The organism is Sphingomonas paludis (genome assembly GCF_053502515.1).
This window is the reverse complement of sequence record NZ_CP187558.1, coordinates 2,750,052-2,768,767: the sequence shown is the minus strand read 5'-3', so window position 1 is coordinate 2,768,767 and position 18,716 is coordinate 2,750,052. Positions and strand designations below refer to the sequence as shown.

Below are 18,716 nucleotides of genomic sequence, written 5' to 3'. Positions count from 1 at the left end.
TACGTTCGTATAAACGGAGGATGCAATGGCAGCAACCATGGTCAGCGACAGCGACCTTCACCCCTATATCCTTGAAAGCCAGGCCGGACGCGGCCGTATCGTCGTCGGCAATTCGCTGACCTCTTTCGACGAGGGGGAATGGCGGAGCGACGTGCTGCTGGGCGCATCGTTTGCCGGAGCGCCGACGGGGGCAATTCCGCTTCGGCGCGGTGCGCGCGGCTGGATCGCGCATGAAGGCGGGCCGGGCATGGACGAGGCGGGCATCGCCGGCCTGCCGCTGTCCGACCGGTTCGGCGTGCCCGCCGCCGCCATCGCCACCATGGAGGCGCGGTTGTCCGATGGCGATTCGCTGCTGACCGGGCGAGTATCGCGCGCCAATGCCGCAGCCACCGCCATCGGCGTCGTGCCGGGCATGACCGGGCTGGAGGCTGCACGGGTGATGCTTGCCAACGGACCGGACGGTGCGCCCGCCGATGTCGATGCGCTGGTCGACGAGGAAACACGGATCGTCCACCGCGCGCCGAATGGGGGGCGCATCTTTTCCTGCTGGTCCTTCTCCCGCGTTGGCGAATCGACGCCCGACGACGTGTTCTGCGTCGCCTCGCACGGTGCGCGACTGATGGCCCTCTATGCGCTTCGCATCCGGCCAAAGGGGCTGATCTGCAACGATGCCGGGCGCGGTCTGGACGATCTGGGGATCGAGGGGCTGGCGATGCTGGACCCGGACGGGATCGCGGCGGCTTCGGTCGGCACCGACAGCGCGCGGATCGGCGATCCGACCAGTACCTATGAGCATGGCATCATCTCGGCGGTGAACGAAACCGCCGCCGCCATGGGCATCGTGCCGGGCATGAGCGCGCGCGACGCCGTGCACCGGATGCTGGAAGGCTGAAGAGGGAGACGTCGCCATGACCGCCACCGAAACCGAACTGGCCGCGGACGGCCTCGGCCCGCTCGCATCGCGCTATGTCGATGTCGCATCGCTGCCGTGGAAGCCGACGCCGACGCCCGGCATCGACATGAAGGTGCTGATGGCCTTTCCCGAAACCGGCCTGCTGACCGCCCTGTTCCGCTGGCAGCCGGGCACCACCCTACCGCTGCACGAGCATGTCGAGGTCGAGCAGACCTATGTGCTGGAAGGCAGCATCGTCGATGACGAGGGTGAGGTGCGCGCCGGGGATTTCGTCTGGCGTCCGCGCGGCAACCGGCATCTGGCGCGGTCGCCGGACGGCGCGCTGGTGCTCAGCTTCTTCCTGAAGCCCAACCGCTTCATCGGCGGGGAATATGACGGCCAGGAGCTGAAGTGAGCCAGCCGGATGCCGACGTCATCGTCGTCGGATCGGGGGCGGGGGGCATGTCGGCGGCGGTCACGGCCGCGCGGCTCGGCCTGTCGGTCCTCGTCATCGAGAAATCGGATCTGGTCGGTGGCACCACCGCGCGGTCGGGCGGGGTGCTGTGGCTGCCCGGCAACCCGGTCGCGGCGCGGGCAGGCGTCACCGACGATGTGGCGGCGGCCCGGACCTATATACAGGCGATGGCGGGCAACTGCTTTGATGCCGAACGGGTGGATGCCTTTCTGGCGACCGGGCCTGAAATGGTCGAGTTTTTCGAGCGCGAAACCCGCGTCGCCTTCGTCGCCCAGCCCGGCTTTCCCGATTACAATGCCGATCGGCCCGGTGCTTCTGCAGGGGGACGCTCGATCGTCGCCGCGCCGATGGACGGGCGCGAACTGGGCCGCGACATCCGCCGTCTGCGGCCGCCGCTCAAGGAAATCACCTTTGTCGGCATGATGTTCAACGCCAGTCAGGAGGTGCAGCATTTCTTTCGCGCCACCCGATCCTTGACCAGCGCCGTCTATGTCGCTCGGCGGCTGGCGCTGCATGGCTGGGAAATGCTGCGCCATGGCCGGGCCATGCGGCTGACCAACGGCAATGCGCTGGCCGCCCGCCTGTTCGCCAGCGCACTCGACCTGGGCGTGAAGGTCCGCACGGGCACCGGCCTGGCCGAACTGATCGAGCGGGACGGGCGGATCGCCGGTGTGCTGACCGATGGCGGAGAGAGACTGCTCGCCCGCCATGCCGTCGTCCTGGCGGCCGGCGGGTTCCCCCGCGGGCTTGCCCGCCAACAGCGGCTGTTCCCCCATGTAGCGGCCGGTGGCGCGCATCTGTCGCCAGCGCCGGAAACGAACCGCGGCGACACCCTTTCGGCGGCCGAGTTGGCGGGTGCGCGTGTCGCCGACGATCTACCTAATGCCGCCGCCTGGATTCCCGTCTCGTCGGTCCCGCGCCGCGATGGTCCGCCGGGCGTGTTTCCCCACCTGATCGACCGATACAAACCCGGCATCATCGCGGTCGACCCAAAGGGTCGGCGGTTCGTGAACGAAGCCAACAGCTATCATGATTTCGGGCAGGCGATGCTGGAGCGGTGCCGGCACCAGGGCGGCGTCCACGCCTGGCTGATCGCCGATCACCGGGCGCTGCGGCGCTATGGCCTGGGCATCGTCAAACCCTTTCCCATCCCGTTTGGCGGCTGGATCCGCTCCGGTTACCTGAAGCGCGGGCGCACCGTGCGCGATCTGGCGAAGGCGATCGGCTGCGATCCGTCGGTACTGAACCTGACGCTTGCCGAGTTCAACGGACCGGCCGAATCGGGCCATGACCCGCAGTTCGGCAAGGGCACGACACCCTATAACCGGTATCTTGGCGATCCGGAGCACCGGCCCAACCCCTGCGTCGCGCCGCTCGACGATCCGCCCTATTATGCTGTCCGGTTGGAAATGGGCGATCTTGGCACCTTTGCCGGACTGGCGACCGATGCACGGGCGCGGGTGCTGGACCGGTCCGGACTGCCCGTGCCCGGCCTGTACGCCGCCGGCAACGATGCCGCCAGCGTGATGGGCGGCGCCTATCCCGGCGGCGGCATCACGCTGGGTCCGGCGATGACGTTCGGCTATATCGCCGCCCGGACCATTGCGGATGCGGCGGGACTGGAAAACTGAACCCGGTTGGGGCAGCACTGTTGCGACGATTTCCGCAAGAACAAGGTTGAATGCAGCTTATGCCCGCAACGAAAAGCGACAGCATTTTCAAATCGACTGATCGCCCGTCGCGGGAGAAGGGTCGGGAAACCCGCGAAATGCTGCGCCATGCTGCAATCACGCTGTTTGCAAAGCATGGCTATCAGAATGTCAGCCTGAGGATGCTGGCGCAGCATATCGGGATCCAGGCCGGATCGATCTACAATCACATCACCAACAAGCAGGAGTTTCTGTTCCTGCTGTTACGGTCGATCATGGACGAATTGCAGGCCGAGGTGCAGGCGGCGGTCGACCGCGCAACCACCCCGCCCGAGCGGCTGGATGCGTTCATTCGCACCCATGTGCATTTCCATGCGATCAACAAGGAAGCGGTGTTCATCGGCAATATGGAACTTCGCAATCTGGAGCCGGAACATCTGGACCAGATCCTCGACATGCGCCGCGCCTATGAAGTGCGGTTCAGCGAAGCGATGCTGGATGCCGCCCGCCATCACGGGGTCGGCATCGACGATGTCCGGTTCATGACTCGCGCCGCGTTCTCGATGATGAACGGAGTCGCCAGCTGGTACAGCCGAAAAGGCCCGATGAAGAGCGACGCCATCGCCCAGGGCTTTGTCGACCTGATCCATCGCATGGCCGGTATCCCGCAGGAAAGCTGAACCTTTTCAATCCTCTCCGACCCAACAGAAAAATTAGACGAACGTTTGTAAGTCTATTGCAGCGTCATTGCGCTTGCATTATAAACTAACGAACGTTCATATATATGCGATGGATCGGCAGGATAGCCGACCACGCACAGGAGAGGGGATTTCCATGAAGAAGAGCGTGATCCGTTCGCTGCATCAATGCGTTGCCATCTCCGCATTGACGGTCGCCGGCATCGGCACTGCCCAGGCACAGGATGCCACGGCGCAGGCCGCAGAGTCGACGCAGGCGGAGGAGCAGGACGGGCTGGGCGACATCATCGTCACCGCCCAGCGCCGTTCCGAAAGCCTTCAGGACGTTCCCATCTCGATCACCGCCTTCGGTACCGAGGATCTGCAGACGCGCGGTATCGCCAATGTCAGTGATCTGGCCCGCGTCGTGCCCGGTTTTCAGGCGGCGGAATCGGGCCTGAACACGCCGATCTATACCCTGCGCGGCATCGGCTTCAACGAATCCAGCCTGTCGGCCACCAGCACGGTCAGCGTCTATGTCGACGAAGTGGCGATCCCCTTTCCAGCGATGACGCTGGGCGCGACCCTCGATCTGGAGCGGGTCGAGGTGGTGAAGGGGCCGCAGGGAACCCTGTATGGCCAGAACACCACGGGCGGCGCGATCAACTATATCGCGGCCAAGCCGACCGACACGGTCGAGGGCGGCGTGACCTTCGGCTTCGGCCGGTTCAACGCGGTGGAAACCGCAGGCTATCTGAGTGGCCCGATCACCGGCAATCTGAAGGCGCGGCTGGCCGTCCGCACCGACAATGCCGATGACTGGCAGCGCAGCCAGCTTCGCCCCGGCGACGGTGCGGGCCAGGTCAACCGGCAGAGCGGTCGATTGACGCTGGAATGGGAACCGGCGCCCACCCTGCGCACCACGCTGGTCATGAGCGGCTGGCTGGACCGCAGCGACACGCAAGTACCCCAGATCCGTCAGGTCGATCCGGTGTTTCCAGAGGCGGTCAATCCCGATCTTGCCGCCTATCCGATCGCGCCGGAGGGCGATGTGCGCGCCGCCGACTGGGATGCCGGATCGGATTTCGCCCGCGACAACTGGTTCTGGCAGACGTCGGGCCGCGTCGACTGGGACCTCAGCCCCGACGTCACCCTGTCCTCGATCACCGCCTATGCGCGGTTCAAGGACGAGAGCTTCAACGAATATGACGGCACGCCCGTCACCGTCTTCGACTTCAACACCTTTGGCCGGATCAACTCGTTCCAGCAGGAATTGCGCCTGACCGGATCGTTCGAGGGGGTGGCCGACTGGGTCGTCGGCGGCAATTATTCCCATAGCACCGTCTATGCGGAACAGACCTATCGCACCGGACAGACCAGTTCCAACCGGATTTCCGGCGTGCAGTCGGCGGAGAACTTCACCGACCAGACCCTGACGTCAAAGGCGGTATTCGCCTCGATCGACTGGCAGCTGTCGGACCAGCTGACGCTGACCACCGCCGCTCGCTACACCGATTTCAAGGTCGATTTTCAGGGATGCAGCGGCGACACGGGCGACAATACGCTCAGCCCCATCATCCAGTTCGTCAGCGGGCTGATCCGCGAAGGGGCGGGCCTCGACCCGCTGCCGGCCAGCCAGTTCCAGCCGGGCCTGCTCAGCAACGGCAACTGCACGACATTCATCGATCCGCGCGGCGACATCAACCTCACCGCGACCCCGGGCCTCAGCGTCAACACGCTGGCCGAGGACAATGTGTCGTGGCGCGCCGCGCTCAACTACAAGCCGGTCGACGACCTGCTCTTCTATGTTTCCGCCAGCCAGGGCTATAAATCGGGCAGCTTCCCCAACGTCGCCGCCACCGGCTTTCGCCAGTACGAACCGGCGACCCAGGAAAAGCTGCTTGCCTATGAAGCCGGGGTGAAGGCCAGTTTCGGTCGCACGGCTCAGGCGAATGCCGCTGTCTTCTATTACGACTATACCGACAAGCAGCTGCGCGGCACCTTCCTCGACGAGGTATTCGGCCCGCTCAGCCTGCTGATCAACATCCCGAAATCGCATATCATCGGGTTCGAGGTCGATACGACGATCGTCCCGACGCCCGGCCTGAAGTTGACCGGTGCCGCCGCTTACCTCGACACTCGTATCGACGAATATGTCGGGCTGGACGTCAATGGTGTGCTGACCGATTATGAAGGCGGGGTGCTGAGCTTCGCGCCGAAATGGTCGCTGGATTTCGATGGCCAGTATGACTGGGATATGGGCAATCTGGGCTTTTTCGCCGGTGCCAGCTGGTCCTATCGTTCGACCGCATCGGCGGTGTTCGGCGAAGATCCGCGGCTCGATCTGCCCTCCTACGACCTGCTGGGCCTGCGCGCCGGGTTCGGCGATGAAGCGGCGGGTTGGCGGCTGACCTTCTGGGGCGAAAACCTGACCAACAGCTATTACTTCAACAACGTCCTGCCGCAGTTCGATACGATCAAGGCCTATGTCGGACGGCCCGCCACTTACGGCGTCCGGTTGAACTACGACTTCTGATATTCCTCCTCGCGCCCGGGCCATCAGGTTCGGGCGCATTTTTTCGGGGTGTACTGCTGCATGTCATTGCTGTTCGATCTTCCCGTCAGCTCGGTTGCGGTCGTCGGGGACGATCGCCGGTTTCCGGTCCGCCGCATCTTCTGCGTTGGCCGCAACTACGCCGCCCATGCGCGCGAAATGGGCATGGACCCGGTCAAGGATCCACCCTTCTTCTTCACCAAACCTGCCGATGCCGTGGTCGATGACGGCGCATCCGTCCCGTATCCGCCGCAAACCGCCAATTTTCATTACGAGGCGGAACTGGTCGTCGCTATCGGCGCGGCGGCGGAAAACATCGCGCCCGACGCGGTGCAGGACGTGATCTTCGGCTATGCCGCCGGCATCGACCTTACCCGCCGCGACCTGCAACTCAAGGCACGCGACATGGGCCGCCCCTGGGACTGGGGCAAGGCGTTCGACCGGTCGGCGCCCTGCGGCCCGATCCTGCCTGCGGACCGCCTGGCGGGTGTGCCGGAGGCGGGGGCGATCCACCTGTCCGTCAATGGCGAGACGCGCCAGTCGGCGGACCTTGCCGACATGATCTGGGGCGTGCGAGACATTGTGTCGCTGATCTCGCAGAGCATGGCGCTGCGGCCCGGCGACCTCATTTACACCGGCACGCCGGAGGGGGTGGGGCCGCTGGTGCCTGGCGACCGGGTCGTCTGTTCGGTCGAGGGAATAGGGGCGGTCACGATCGACATCGCCCCGGCCAGGGGAGGAGAGCAATGAAGCGCAAGATTGCCGTCATCGGTGCGTCGGGCCTGATCGGCCAGTCCTGCATCGCGCATTTCGCCGCTCAGCCGGACACCGAAGTCATCGGCGTTTCGCGCCGCCCGCCCTTTCACCTGCACGGCGCCGAATTCGTCTCCACCGACCTGCGCGATCCGGCATCGGTCGCGGCGGCGTCCGCGACGCTGAGCGGCGTCACCCACCTGATCTATGCCGCGCTCTACGAAGCGCCCAGCCTGGTCGCGGGATGGTCGGATCAGGACCAGATTCGCATCAATGCCGAAATGCTCCGCAACCTGATGGAAATCGGCATCACCGATCACGCGGCGCTCCGTCACGTGACCCTGCTTCAGGGCACCAAGGCATACGGCGTCCACATCCGCCCGATGGTGCTGCCCGCCCGGGAAAACCGGTCGGAAATGCGGGAGCATCCTAATTTCTATTGGGAACAGCAGGATTATCTGACCGAACTGGCCGGAATGCGCGGCTGGCACTTCACCGTATTGCGCCCGCAATTCGTGTTCGGACATTCGCTCGGCGCGCCGATGAACCTGATCCCGGCGCTCGGTGTCTATGCCGCGATCCTGCGCGAGCGGGGCGAGCCGCTGCACTATCCCGGCGGCCCGATGGGTATCCTGGAGGCGGTCGATGCCGACCTGATTGCTGAGGCGATCGACTGGTCGCACGGCGCGGAGACTGCGCGGAACGAGGTGTTCAACATCACCAATGGCGACATCTTCCTGTGGAAAAACTTGTGGCCCGCACTCGCGCAATCGCTGGGGATGGAGCCGGGCGAGGACCGGGCGATGGAACTCAGCACCGCCATGCCCGCCGCCGCCGCCGAATGGGATGCGATCCGCCAGCGTCACGGCCTGACCGCGCCCGCCATCGACAAGTTCGTCGGATCGTCCTTCCAATATGCCGATTTCGCGCTCGGCTATGGCCGCACCGTCGCTTGGGAAGACTCCATCGTCTCGACGGTGAAGCTGCGCCGCGCCGGGTTCAGCGGCGCGATCGATACCGAGGAAATGTTCGACAAATGGTTCGCCCGGCTGCGCGCCGACCGGTTGCTGCCGCCGATCGACTGAGATTTGGCGACTGATCCAGGGAAATGACGATGAAGGTGCTGGTACCGGTCAAGCGTGTGCTTGATTACAATGTGAAGCCTCGGGTGCGGGCTGACGGGTCTGGTGTGGATCTGTCGAATGTGAAGATGAGCATGAACCCGTTTTGCGAGATTGCGGTCGAGGAGGCGATCCGGCTGCGGGAGCGGGGTGCGGCGACCGAGGTGGTGGTGGTCTCGATCGGCGAGGCGAAGTGCGTTGAGACGCTGCGCACGGCGCTGGCGATGGGGGCGGACCGGGCGATCCATGTGCTGAGCGAGACGGTGGTGGAGCCGCTGGCTGTGGCGAAGATCCTGGCCGGGATCGTGAAGGAGGAGCAGCCGGGTCTGGTGATCCTGGGCAAGCAAGCGATCGACGGCGACATGGGCCAGACGGGCCAGATGCTGGCGGCGCTGACCGGCTGGGGCCAGGGGACGTTCGCCAGCAAGGTCGAGGTGGACCCCGGCTCGGAGGCCGGGGCAGGGGCCGTCACCGTGACCCGCGAGGTGGATGGCGGGCTGGAGACGGTGCGGCTCACGCTGCCTGCGATCGTGACCACGGACCTGCGCCTCAACGAGCCGCGCTATGCGAGCCTGCCCAACATCATGAAGGCCAAGTCCAAGCCCTTGGCCAGCAAGACCCCCGAGGACTACGGCGTCGACGTGACCCCGCGGCTGACCACGCTGAGCGTTGCCGAGCCGCCGAAGCGGACTGCGGGGATCAAGGTGGCGAGCGTCGATGAACTGGTCGAGAAGCTGAAGGCGATGGGAGTTGCGGCATGAGCGTGCTGGTATGGGTCGAGCATGACGGTCAGGTCGTGAAGGATGCGACGCTGAGTGCGGTCACTGCCGCGTCGAAGCTGGGCGAGGTGCATCTGTTGGTCGCGGGCGAGGGCTGTGCTGCGGTCGCGGACGAAGCGGCGAAGATCGCGGGCGTTGCCAGGGTGCATCTGGCCGATGACGCGGCCTATGGCCATGCGCTGGCCGAGAATGTCGCGCCGCTGATCGCCGGGCTGATGAGCGGGTTCGATGCGTTCGTGGCCCCTGCGACCACGACGGGCCGGAACATCGCGCCGCGGGTCGCAGCCCTGCTGGACGTCATGCAGATCAGCGACGTGCTGTCGGTGGAGAGTGCCGACACGTTCACCCGGCCGATCTATGCCGGCAACGCCATCGCCACCGTCCAGTCGAGCGATGCGAAGAAGGTGATCACGGTGCGCGGCACCGCGTTCGACAAGGCGGCGCGGGACGGCGGCTCGGCCGAGGTGGTGCCCGCCGCCGCCACGGGCGATGCGGGCCTGTCCAGCTTCGTGTCCGCCGAGCTTGCCCAGTCGGAGCGGCCCGAGCTGACCAGCGCGAAGATCATCGTGTCCGGCGGCCGGGCGCTCGGCTCCGGCGAGCAGTTCCAGGCGCTGATCGAGCCGCTCGCCGACAAGCTGGGTGCCGCGGTCGGCGCGTCCCGCGCGGCGGTGGATGCAGGCTATGTCCCCAACGACTATCAGGTCGGGCAAACGGGCAAGATCGTGGCACCGGAGGTCTATCTCGCCATCGGCATCTCCGGCGCCATCCAGCACCTGGCCGGGATGAAGGACAGCAAGACCATCATTGCCATCAACAAGGACGAGGACGCCCCCATCTTCCAGGTCGCAGACATCGGACTGGTCGGAGACCTGTTCACCATCGTCCCCGAACTCACCGAAAAACTGTGATCCCGCTCACTCCGCGAGGATGCGGGGCAGGCTGGCGATCGGTTCGACGGTGATGTTGCGGAACCAGGTTTCCGCGCCCTCGGACTGAAGCTGGATGCGGCCCTGGGTCAGCGGCTGGCGCGATCCGTCTGCGGCGATCGTCGCCATGTCCCCGATCTGCGCGACCGGAACGCCGTTGACGACGTGCACCGCACGATCGCCGACGACATACAGGTCGAGCGTGTTCCACTGTCCCCGCGGCAATTCGGCATCGCGCGCCGCCTCGACATTCCAGGTCGGGGTACCGTTGACCAGATCGATTTCGCGGCCGCCCAGTTGAAAGCGCAGGTGCGGCTCGATCAGGCTGGCGTCATGGGCGACGGTCGTGCGCCCGCGCAGGGCCGTTCCCACCGCCACCAGCATCCCGGTGGACCCTTCCATGATCTCGAACTCCATCGATGGCGACCAGGTGCCCCAGACGGTGCCCGGCTGGCCATGGGTGTGATAGAGCAGGCCGTTGTTGCGCGGCAGCGTGGTGCGCGGGGCATAGGTCGCCTCGCCCCATTTGAACTGCATCCGCAGGTGATAATTGCTGAGGACATCGCTGTGGACCAGGCTGCCCCAGGTTTCGCCCTTGACCCACATCGCCGGTTGGCCGTCGACCATCCGCACCGCAAAATCGCCGCTCATGTCGCGCCCGGTGCCGATCGGCGCTGCGCCGGGATCGCTGCGATAGGTGACTGCCGGATCAGGATAGCCCAGCCAGCCCTGCCAATTGTTCAGGTCGCGGCCGTTGAACAGATTGCGGGCAGGGCCAGTCGGGGTCGGCAGGTCGACCAGGCGAAGGCGCTGCGGCGTGGCTGCGATGCCACCGCTGACCGCTCGCGCCCGATCGATCGATGTGGCCTCGGTCCCCGCGTCCGTCGGCATGGTCTGCGTCCCGGCACAGCCACCGCTTGCCAGCAGGGCCGCCGCCAGCGTGATCTTCCAAACCGTCATCGCATCCCCCATCCCGATCTATCGGTATGGCCTTAGCGCATTGTCGCACCTGGCACGACGCGAAAAATCGCTGTCCTTCAACGGCATGCGAATGTCGACAAAGCTTCGCCGTGGGCGGGTTGGTGTCGTTCGAAACCGGCTTAAGTCGCTTGCTTCGATATGCTAGGCCCCGCCAACCGGGCAAAGGCGGACGCCCGGAAAGGCGCAGCGTCGTGCCCAAGCTCCGCTCCTTGAACGTCGCATTTGCGGCGAGGAGCTTTGTTGGCCATGACCGATGCACGTCCCGTCGACTATTCCATACCGTCTCTGTTCCTGCGCTTTCTTGGGTTCGGGTGTCGGGCCTTTGGCGGTCCGGTGGCGCAGATCGCCATGGTTCGCGAAGCGCTGGTGGAACAGGAAGGCTGGATCAGCCGCGAACGGTTCAATCGCTTGCTCGCGGTGATGCAGGTGCTGCCCGGGCCGGAGGCGCATGAGCTTTGCGTCCATCTGGGCATGGTCAAACAGGGTCGCATCGGCGGCCTTGTCGCCGGGCTCGGCTTCATGCTGCCCGGATTTGCGCTGATGGTGGCTTGTGGCTGGGCCTATACCAAATTGATCGCAACGCGTCCGGGGATCGACGACGCATTGCTGGGGGCGCAGATCGCCATTCTGGCGATCATCGCTCGCGCGGTGCAACGGATCGGCGGACATATCCTGGTGGGTGGCATGGCATGGGCGCTCGCGGCGCTGGGCTTTCTGGCGACCCTTGCCGGGCTGCCGTTCTGGATGGCGCTGATCGCTGCGTTGTTCGTTCAGCTGACAGAGCGGCTGACGCTGCTGCGCCTGAGCATCGCCGCGCTGTCGATGGCTGCCTATTGGCGCTGGGGAATGGATTTCGGGGCGGGGCCAGTTGCCGATGGCTTGCCCATTGCGACCCAGGCGACGATCATCGCACTGTTCGTGGCCGGGCTGAAGGGCGGGCTGCTGACGTTCGGCGGCGCATACACCGCCATCCCCTATGTCCGCAGCGATACCGTGGGACGGGGATTCCTGACCGACGGGCAGTTTCTGGACGGGGTGGCGATTGCCAACGTGTTGCCCGCGCCGCTGGTGATCTTTGCCACCTTTGCCGGCTATGTCGCTGGCGGGCTGCCCGGCGCGCTGGCCATCACGGCGGGCATGTTCCTGCCGGCATTCGCCTTTTCCATGATCCTCTATGAACGGCTGGAATCGCTGATCGACAATCCTGCACTGCATCGCCTGCTCGACGGCGTGGCGGCCGGGGTGGTGGGCATCATCGCCGCCACGCTGGTCGATTTGGCCATCCAGACCTTTGGTACCGTGGCCCAGCCGGTGGCGGCGGCGATGATCCTCATCGCATCGGCCATCGCCGTCTGGCGGGTGAAGGGGGCGGTCGTCGCGCCCCTGGTGATCGCCGCTGCCGCCCTGATCGGCTGGGGCGTGGACATGGCCGGCATCGGCTAGCGCGTGTCCGCAGGCCCGCACTCGGGTCGGGCAGAGCGATACAGCGTCGCTTACACAGTGATCGTGCATTTGCCGACAAGTCGCACGCCACGCGTTCGGCTATGACGATGGCAACGATGCCCAAGGGAGTTACGCCATGTCCGTCACCGATCTGTTGAAACCCGTGTCCGGCGATGCGGCGTGGCGCGGCGATCACCTGGCCGGGGGATCCGACTGGATCTACCTCTTGTCGCCCGATCAGATCGAGGAACTGGAAACGCTCGGCAGCCGCTTTGTGGAACTCAGCCCCGACCTGCGCACGGTGCAGGCGTCCGACTATCCGCTGGTCGCCACGGCGGATGCCGTCGATGGCTGGCGGGAAACCGTCGACTTCGGTCGCGGGTTCGTGCTGGTGCGCGGCTTGCGGACGCACCTGTATTCCGATGCGCTGTCCGCCGCGATCTACTACATCCTGGGCCTGCACATGGGCGATCCCATTCGCCAGAACGAGATGGGCGACGTGATCGACCATGTCTATGCGACCTCGGACAAGACCATGGACGACCCGACCGCCCGGTCGTCAAAGGTGCGCGACAAGCTGGTCTATCATTCGGACAGCTCGGACATCGTGGCGCTGATGTGCCTGCGCCCCGCGCGGGAGGGCGGCCTGTCCTGCCTGGTATCGGGGGCCGAGATCTATAACGAGATCCTCCGCCGCCGTCCCGATCTCGCGCCATTGTTGCTGGAGCCGTTCCACTGGGACTGGCGGCGGCAGGATTCGGAATCGCCCGAGCTGACCTATACCTCTCCGGTCATTTCGATGACGGAGGGCGTGTTCAGCATGTATGCCGGGTCGCTCTATATCCTGACGGCACAGGAATATCCGGGCGTGCCGCAATTGACCGCCGACCAGATCGAGGTGCTGCGCCTGTTCGACGAGATCACCTATGAACCGGGCATGGCGATCGAGATGGACTTCCGTCCCGGGGACATCCAGTGGCTGTCCAATTACGCCGCGCTTCATGCCCGTACGTCGTTCAGCGACTGGCCGGAGCCGCAGCGCCGCCGTCACCTGCTCCGCCTCTGGCTCAGCAGCAAGACCGATCGGCCGGTCGTCCCGAACTTTGGCAAGAACGGCGTCGTGCAGCATCGCAGTGCGCCGCGCGATGGGGCAGCGGAACATCCCGAGGCGCGCTTCGACATCGTCACCGCAGCAGTGCCGCGCCTGATTTCGTGAGGATACGGGCGGAGGAAGGCCGTTCAGCCGCCCCCGCCAAAGCTGCCGTGATAGACCAGTTCAGTCAGCGGCCGTCGACCGCTCGGCATCTCGCGGTTCCTCAGGTTCTCGGGCAGGGTGGCAGGATCGCCGATCCGGCCGATCGCCACCGCCGCCTCGATCCGGTATTCATCCGGCACGCCCAGCACCGTGCGTGCCTGTTCCTGGTCGAACCCCGTCATGCCATGCGCGAACAGCCCGGACCGGACGGCCTGCAGCGCAAGCTGGCACCAGGCAGCGCCGGCGTCGAAGGAATGGCTGTAGGCGGGGGCCTTGGCTGCGCCGTCCGCATCCCGCGTCCAGGCATCGGACACGATATAGACGAGCGCCGACGCACTTGCCGCCCAACCCCGGTTGAACGGGATCAGCGTCGCCAGAAATTGGTCCCATTCCGGGGTATCGCGCACCGCATAGATGAACCGCCACGGTTGCATATTATAGGCCGATGGCGCCCAGCGTGCGGCCTCGAACAGGGTCATCAGCTCGCTGACGCCGATCGCGCTGCCATCGAATGCGCGGGGCGACCATCGGTCCAGAAACAGCGTCTCGATGGGATAGTCGGGGGCGCGCGCGCCAAAGCCGCTCATGCGTGTTCTCCAACAGGATAAGCCATCAGACCGGCCGGTCGCCCTTGATCGTCACGCGATAGCCGGAGCGGGTCTGGGGGAAATAGTCCCAGATCGCCGAATGCTGGACGGCCCGGTTGTCCCAGAATGCGATGGAATTGGGCCGCCAGCGGAACCGGCACTGATATTCCGGGCGCTGGACATGCCGCACCAGGAACTGCAGCAGCGCGTCGCCCTCATCCTTGGGCAATCCGTCGATCCTGGCCGTGAACTGCTTGTTCACGAAAATCGCCTTGCGGCCGCTGACCGGGTGCGTGCGGATGACGGGGTGCGAAGAGACGTTGAACCGCGTGCCCGGCGGGGCGATGGCCCCGAAGACGCGGGCGGCATCGTGCGTCGCCGTCAGCCTGTCCAGCATCGCCTTCATCCGATCGGACAGTCCGTCATAGGCGAGGAACATGTTCGAAAAGGCGGTATCCCCGCCCGTCGGCGGCACCACCGCCATGTGCAGGATCGATCCCAGCGGCGGTTCCGGATCGCAGGTCATGTCAGAATGCCAGTCCTCCCCGGCCACGAACTTCGAATCGGCATCGGCATGGATGCGGACGACCTCCGGGTGGCCGGGAACTGCCCACGCCGCCGATGCCGGTGCGACATGAATCTCGCCGAACACGCGGGCCAGCGCCTTTTGCGCGTCGAAATCGATCGCCTGGTCTCGAAAGAACAGCACCAGATGATCGGTCAGCGCCTGGCGCAGCAGTTCGGCCGTCTCCGGACCGATCGGCTGCATCAGATCGATGCCGAGCAGTTCGGCACCCATATGCGGGGTCAGCGGCTCGATCGTGAAGGGCGCGGTCATTGTGGGTGTCACTCAACCGGGGTCGGGGCCGATGCCGGTGCGGCATGGGCGGTGGACAGCGACAGGGATTCCCATCGCTTCATTTCGGCGTCCAGCATGTCGAAATGCTCGCGCGCGTGGCGCAGGGCGTCCTCGCCCAGGAACAGGTGACGGGGCGGCGGATCGGCCGCCAGCGCCGACAGGATCGCGGCGGCGCATCGGTCCGGGTCGCCGGTTTCCTGCCCATGGCCGGCCAGCAGGCTCAGCTTGGACTGCCGAGCGCCGTCGTCATAATCCGCAATGTGCCCGCTGGCCTCGATCAGGCTGCCGCCCGCAAATGCCGTCCGCATGCCGCCGGGGGCGACATTGGTGACGGCGATGCCCAGTGGGGCGACTTCCTGTGCCAGCGTCTGGCCGATGCATTCCAGCGCATATTTGCTCGCGCCGTAGATGCCGGTGCCCCACCACGGCGCAAAGCCGCTGAGCGAGGTGACGATCACGATATGGCCGCTGCGCCGCGCCCGCATCGCCGGCAATGCGGCCTGGATCATCGCCACCGCCCCGAACAGGTTCACGTCCATCAGCGCGCGCGCCTCGGCGATGGCGGTTTCCTCGATCGCGCCGACCATACCATAGCCTGCATTGCTGACCAGCACATCGATCCGGCCAAGCAGTTCTTCGGCGGTCGCGACCGCTGCCGGGATCGACGGGTGATTGGCAAGATCGACGATCAGGGCATGGGACCGGCCGGGAGCCAGTGCTTCGAACCGGCGTCGATCGGCGTCGGTGCGAACCGTGCCGACCACCTGATCCCCGCGCCGCAGCGCCGCCCGGGCCAGCGATCGACCAAGTCCGCGGCTTGCCCCCGTAATCAGCCAGTTCGTCACAGTCGATCCCATTCGTTGCACGCTCATGGATAGGGTCAGGCGGGCCGACGAGCTTGGCGATCATCTCCGGAAAAGTTGGCGAAGGGCGCACATCCCTTCACCGTGCTTGCGCGGAGGCCTCGGCTGGGCTTGCCTGACGGTCAGTCGAGGAGAAAGCGATGCCCGTCGATGTCCATGTCCTGGGGTCGATCAATGTCGATCATGTCCTGTCCGTCGATCGGCTGCCGCGCCCGGGCGACACGTTGATCGCCCGGACCATCCGTCGCTTGCCGGGGGGCAAGGGCGCCAATCAGGCGGTTGCCGCCGCCCGGATGGGTGCACGGGTCGCCATGACCGGCGCGACGGGCGACGATAGCGACGGAGCGTGGATGCGCGAGGTTCTGTTTGCAGAGGGCGTCGACCTGTCGGACGTCGATCGGGTGCAGGCCGCGCCGACCGGTGCGGCGTTCATCGCGGTCGATTCGGATGGCGAAAACCAGATCATCGTCAGCCCCGGCGCGAACGCGCAACTGACCCGTGGTGGTGCCGCCGATGCCCGCGTCGTCCTGGCCCAGCTGGAAATCCCGCTGGCGGTGATCGAGGATCGGTTCGTCGGCAACGCTGCGCTTAGGCTGCTGAACGCCGCGCCCTACGTGCCGGATGCGGTGCGCCTGTTTCCGCATTGCGATGTCGTGATCGTCAACGAACATGAGCTTGCCGGCTATGCCGGACGCGGCAGCGCGGACGACCTGGCTGCGATCATCGACGATGCCCGCAGCCTGATCAGCCGGTCAGACCAGACAATCATCGTGACCCTTGGCGCGAAAGGGGCGATCAGCGTGACTCAGGGCGACCATCATGCTGTTCCGGCGCTGCCGGTGGTGCCCCGCGATACCGTGGGCGCGGGCGATTGTTTCTGCGGCAGTCTGGCCGCACAACTGGCGATGGGCGTGCCGCTTTCCGATGCCTTGCCCGTGGCGAATGCGGCGGCGGCGCTGTGCACCCAGGGGGACGGGGCCATTCCGGCAATGCCGTTTCGTACGGCGGTGGATGCCATCTTGGCAGGCGGGCCAGTCCCCGCCTGACCAACAGAATATGCGCTGGCGATCAAGTATCGCTCCGCATCCCGCCTAGACTGATGGCGAGTAGCGGAGGGATGGAATGACGCAGTTGCCACGGCCCGAGGAATTCGATCTGCCATCCGACACCGGTGGCAAGGATCTGGGCGTGTTCCTGCCCATGGCGAATGGCGGCTGGATCATGTCGAAGAACGCGCCGCCGCTCGACGGATCCTATGCCTATAACCGCCAGGTCGCCATCGCCGCCGAAGCTGCCGGGCTGGACTTCGTGATGGCGATGGCCAAGTTCAAAGGCTATGGCGGCGACATCCGGCACTGGGAAAGTTCGCTGGATTCCGTGCTGCTGATGGCGGCGCTGGCCGAGGCGACGAGCCGGGTCAAGGTGTGGGCCACCATCCATACCATCCTGCAAAATCCCGGCGTCGCGGCCAAGATGCTCGCCACGCTCGATCAGATCAGCGAGGGCCGGGCCGGACTGAACCTGGTCACCGGTTCCTATCGCGGCGAATTCGCCCAGTTCGGTGCCTGGCCGGAGGGGGTGGATCATGACGGTCGCTACGATCTGGCCTATGAATGGATCCGTGCCATCAAGCGGTTGTGGTCCGAACCGTCGGTGACCATGGACGGCAAGTATTTTCAGCTGGAGAACGCGACGTCCTGGCCAAAGCCGGACAAGGCGCCGTTCACGGTCTGCGCCGGCACGTCGGCCAAGGGGATGCAGTTCACCGCCGACGAAATGGACGCCATCTTCCTGTCCGGCGGCGATCCGGTGGGGCTGGGCAAGAGCAGCCAGGCGGCCAAGGAAGCGGCGGCTGCAAAGGGCCGCTATATGCGTACCTATTCGATGATGACGGTCGTGTTCGGCGATACCGATGCCGAGGCGCAGGCGACGGCGGATCATTTCCGCGCCGGGTTGGACGAGCAGGCGCTGCAGGGAATGCTGCGCGCCTATGGTTTCTTCGATACCGAACAGGGCGGCAAGGAAAACGCCTTTGTGCAAAAGGCCAGGTCCACCTTCATGGCGCCCTATGTGCTGGGTACGCCGGATACCGTCACCGACAAGCTGACCGAGCTGTTCGAGGTATCGGGGACGGACGGGCTGATGCTGATCTTTCCCGATTATCTGACCGGCATTCCGATGTTCGGACAGGAAGTGCTGCCGAAACTGCGCGAACGGTTTCCGGCGCGGGCGAGTGAACTTGTCCATGGCTGATATCGATACCCTGCCGCATGTCGATGGGGGCGCGCTTGCGGCCATGCTGGATCCGGCGACCACCGCGCTGATCGTGGTCGATGTCCAGACCGATTTCGCATCGCCTGATGGTCTGCTCGGCCGGGTCGGCGTCGATCTGTCGAGCGTGCCGCCTGCGCTTGCCCGCATCCAGGCACTGATCGCTGCCGCTCGCGCCGCCGGGGCGACGATTGCCTTCATGCGGGTCGTGACCCGGCCGGAAACCGATTCCGATGCCCTGAAAACGCTGATGGTGCGCAAGGGGATGCCCGGCGGCGAAGCGATCTGCCGGATCGAGGATGGCGGCGCGGATTATTTTGGGGTCGCGCCCGAACCGGGCGACATCGAAATCGACAAGCTGCTGTACAACAGCTTCCACGGCACCGACCTGGATGACCAGCTTCGCGCCCGGGGCATCGACACCCTTGTCATGACCGGGTTCAGCACCGATTGCTGTGTGGACCAGACCGCCCGGGCGGCGTTCCATTTCGGCTATCACGTCTTCATCGTGTCGGACGCGACGGCTGCCTATGATCCGGCGCTGCACGCCAGCGCGCTGAACATCCTGTACAAGAACTGCGCCCTGCTGGTGACCGCCGATGACGTGCTTTCGGCATGGCAATAGCCCGAT

General features: G+C 65.4%; 18 protein-coding genes. 14 read left to right on the top strand and 4 right to left on the bottom strand.

Features of this window, described 5'->3' with window-relative positions; all coding sequences use genetic code 11:
* The first annotated feature begins 25 nt into the window (after window positions 1-25).
* From ACPVPU_RS13380 to ACPVPU_RS13340, 9 genes are all read left to right on the top strand, one after another.
* Window positions 26-892, top strand: coding sequence for a hypothetical protein (locus ACPVPU_RS13380; RefSeq protein WP_448658452.1), 867 nt, complete (start codon window positions 26-28; stop codon window positions 890-892).
* 16 nt (window positions 893-908) lie between these two features.
* The gene (locus ACPVPU_RS13375) at window positions 909-1,307 is read left to right on the top strand and encodes a cupin domain-containing protein (protein ID WP_448658451.1); all 399 of its coding nucleotides are present in this window, start codon (window positions 909-911) and stop codon (window positions 1,305-1,307) included.
* Window positions 1,304-2,998: an FAD-dependent oxidoreductase gene (locus ACPVPU_RS13370; protein WP_448658450.1), complete on the top strand. Its 1,695-nt coding sequence runs from the start codon at window positions 1,304-1,306 to the stop codon at window positions 2,996-2,998. Before ACPVPU_RS13375 ends, ACPVPU_RS13370 begins: the two co-directional genes overlap by 4 nt.
* Before the next feature lie 137 nt (window positions 2,999-3,135).
* A complete protein-coding gene (locus ACPVPU_RS13365; protein ID WP_448658449.1) occupies window positions 3,136-3,696 on the top strand; it encodes a TetR/AcrR family transcriptional regulator in 561 nt (186 codons plus the stop codon).
* A 154-nt stretch (window positions 3,697-3,850) separates the two neighbouring features.
* Window positions 3,851-6,229 (top strand): TonB-dependent receptor, encoded by a 2,379-nt coding sequence (locus ACPVPU_RS13360; protein WP_448658448.1) that lies wholly within the window; start codon window positions 3,851-3,853, stop codon window positions 6,227-6,229.
* Window positions 6,230-6,289: 60 nt separating this feature from the next.
* Entirely contained in the window at window positions 6,290-6,997 is a 708-nt protein-coding gene (locus ACPVPU_RS13355; protein ID WP_448658447.1) for a fumarylacetoacetate hydrolase family protein, read from the top strand.
* Window positions 6,994-8,085: an NAD-dependent epimerase/dehydratase family protein gene (locus ACPVPU_RS13350; protein WP_448658445.1), complete on the top strand. Its 1,092-nt coding sequence runs from the start codon at window positions 6,994-6,996 to the stop codon at window positions 8,083-8,085. Before ACPVPU_RS13355 ends, ACPVPU_RS13350 begins: the two co-directional genes overlap by 4 nt.
* Window positions 8,086-8,114: 29 nt before the next feature.
* Entirely contained in the window at window positions 8,115-8,882 is a 768-nt protein-coding gene (locus tag ACPVPU_RS13345) for an electron transfer flavoprotein subunit beta/FixA family protein (RefSeq protein WP_448658444.1), read from the top strand.
* Window positions 8,879-9,808: an electron transfer flavoprotein subunit alpha/FixB family protein gene (locus tag ACPVPU_RS13340; RefSeq protein ID WP_448658443.1), complete on the top strand. Its 930-nt coding sequence runs from the start codon at window positions 8,879-8,881 to the stop codon at window positions 9,806-9,808. Before ACPVPU_RS13345 ends, ACPVPU_RS13340 begins: the two co-directional genes overlap by 4 nt.
* Window positions 9,809-9,814: 6 nt before the next feature.
* Here the strand turns inward: ACPVPU_RS13340 and ACPVPU_RS13335 are convergent, their stop codons facing one another.
* Window positions 9,815-10,786 carry a 3-keto-disaccharide hydrolase gene (locus tag ACPVPU_RS13335; protein WP_448658441.1) on the bottom strand — a complete coding sequence of 324 codons (972 nt, stop codon included), beginning with the start codon at window positions 10,784-10,786 and terminating at the stop codon, window positions 9,815-9,817.
* 267 nt (window positions 10,787-11,053) lie between these two features.
* Here ACPVPU_RS13335 and chrA point away from each other — a divergent pair, with 267 nt between their 5' ends.
* The gene (chrA, locus tag ACPVPU_RS13330; protein ID WP_448658440.1) at window positions 11,054-12,250 is read left to right on the top strand and encodes a chromate efflux transporter; all 1,197 of its coding nucleotides are present in this window, start codon (window positions 11,054-11,056) and stop codon (window positions 12,248-12,250) included.
* Window positions 12,251-12,386: 136 nt separating this feature from the next.
* Window positions 12,387-13,466, top strand: a complete 1,080-nt coding sequence (locus ACPVPU_RS13325; protein WP_448658439.1) for a TauD/TfdA family dioxygenase — start codon at window positions 12,387-12,389, stop codon at window positions 13,464-13,466.
* Between the two features lie 23 nt (window positions 13,467-13,489).
* Here the strand turns inward: ACPVPU_RS13325 and ACPVPU_RS13320 are convergent, their stop codons facing one another.
* From ACPVPU_RS13320 to ACPVPU_RS13310, 3 genes are read right to left on the bottom strand one after another with little or no spacing between them, the layout of a single operon-like run.
* A complete protein-coding gene (locus tag ACPVPU_RS13320; protein ID WP_448658438.1) occupies window positions 13,490-14,092 on the bottom strand; it encodes a nitroreductase family protein in 603 nt (200 codons plus the stop codon).
* Between the two features lie 25 nt (window positions 14,093-14,117).
* Window positions 14,118-14,930 carry a TauD/TfdA dioxygenase family protein gene (locus ACPVPU_RS13315; protein WP_448658437.1) on the bottom strand — a complete coding sequence of 271 codons (813 nt, stop codon included), beginning with the start codon at window positions 14,928-14,930 and terminating at the stop codon, window positions 14,118-14,120.
* An 8-nt stretch (window positions 14,931-14,938) separates the two neighbouring features.
* Complete coding sequence (locus tag ACPVPU_RS13310) at window positions 14,939-15,796, bottom strand: oxidoreductase (RefSeq protein ID WP_448658436.1); 858 nt, start codon at window positions 15,794-15,796, stop codon at window positions 14,939-14,941.
* A gap of 158 nt (window positions 15,797-15,954) precedes the next feature.
* Here ACPVPU_RS13310 and ACPVPU_RS13305 point away from each other — a divergent pair, with 158 nt between their 5' ends.
* From ACPVPU_RS13305 to ACPVPU_RS13295, 3 genes are all read left to right on the top strand, one after another.
* Window positions 15,955-16,860 (top strand): ribokinase, encoded by a 906-nt coding sequence (locus ACPVPU_RS13305; protein WP_448658435.1) that lies wholly within the window; start codon window positions 15,955-15,957, stop codon window positions 16,858-16,860.
* Between the two features lie 76 nt (window positions 16,861-16,936).
* On the top strand, window positions 16,937-18,067 hold the full coding sequence (locus ACPVPU_RS13300) for an LLM class flavin-dependent oxidoreductase (RefSeq protein WP_448658434.1): 1,131 nt from the start codon (window positions 16,937-16,939) through the stop codon (window positions 18,065-18,067).
* Window positions 18,060-18,710 (top strand): cysteine hydrolase family protein, encoded by a 651-nt coding sequence (locus ACPVPU_RS13295; protein ID WP_448658433.1) that lies wholly within the window; start codon window positions 18,060-18,062, stop codon window positions 18,708-18,710. The genes ACPVPU_RS13300 and ACPVPU_RS13295 overlap by 8 nt, the downstream gene beginning before the upstream one ends.
* Window positions 18,711-18,716: the final 6 nt, after the last annotated feature.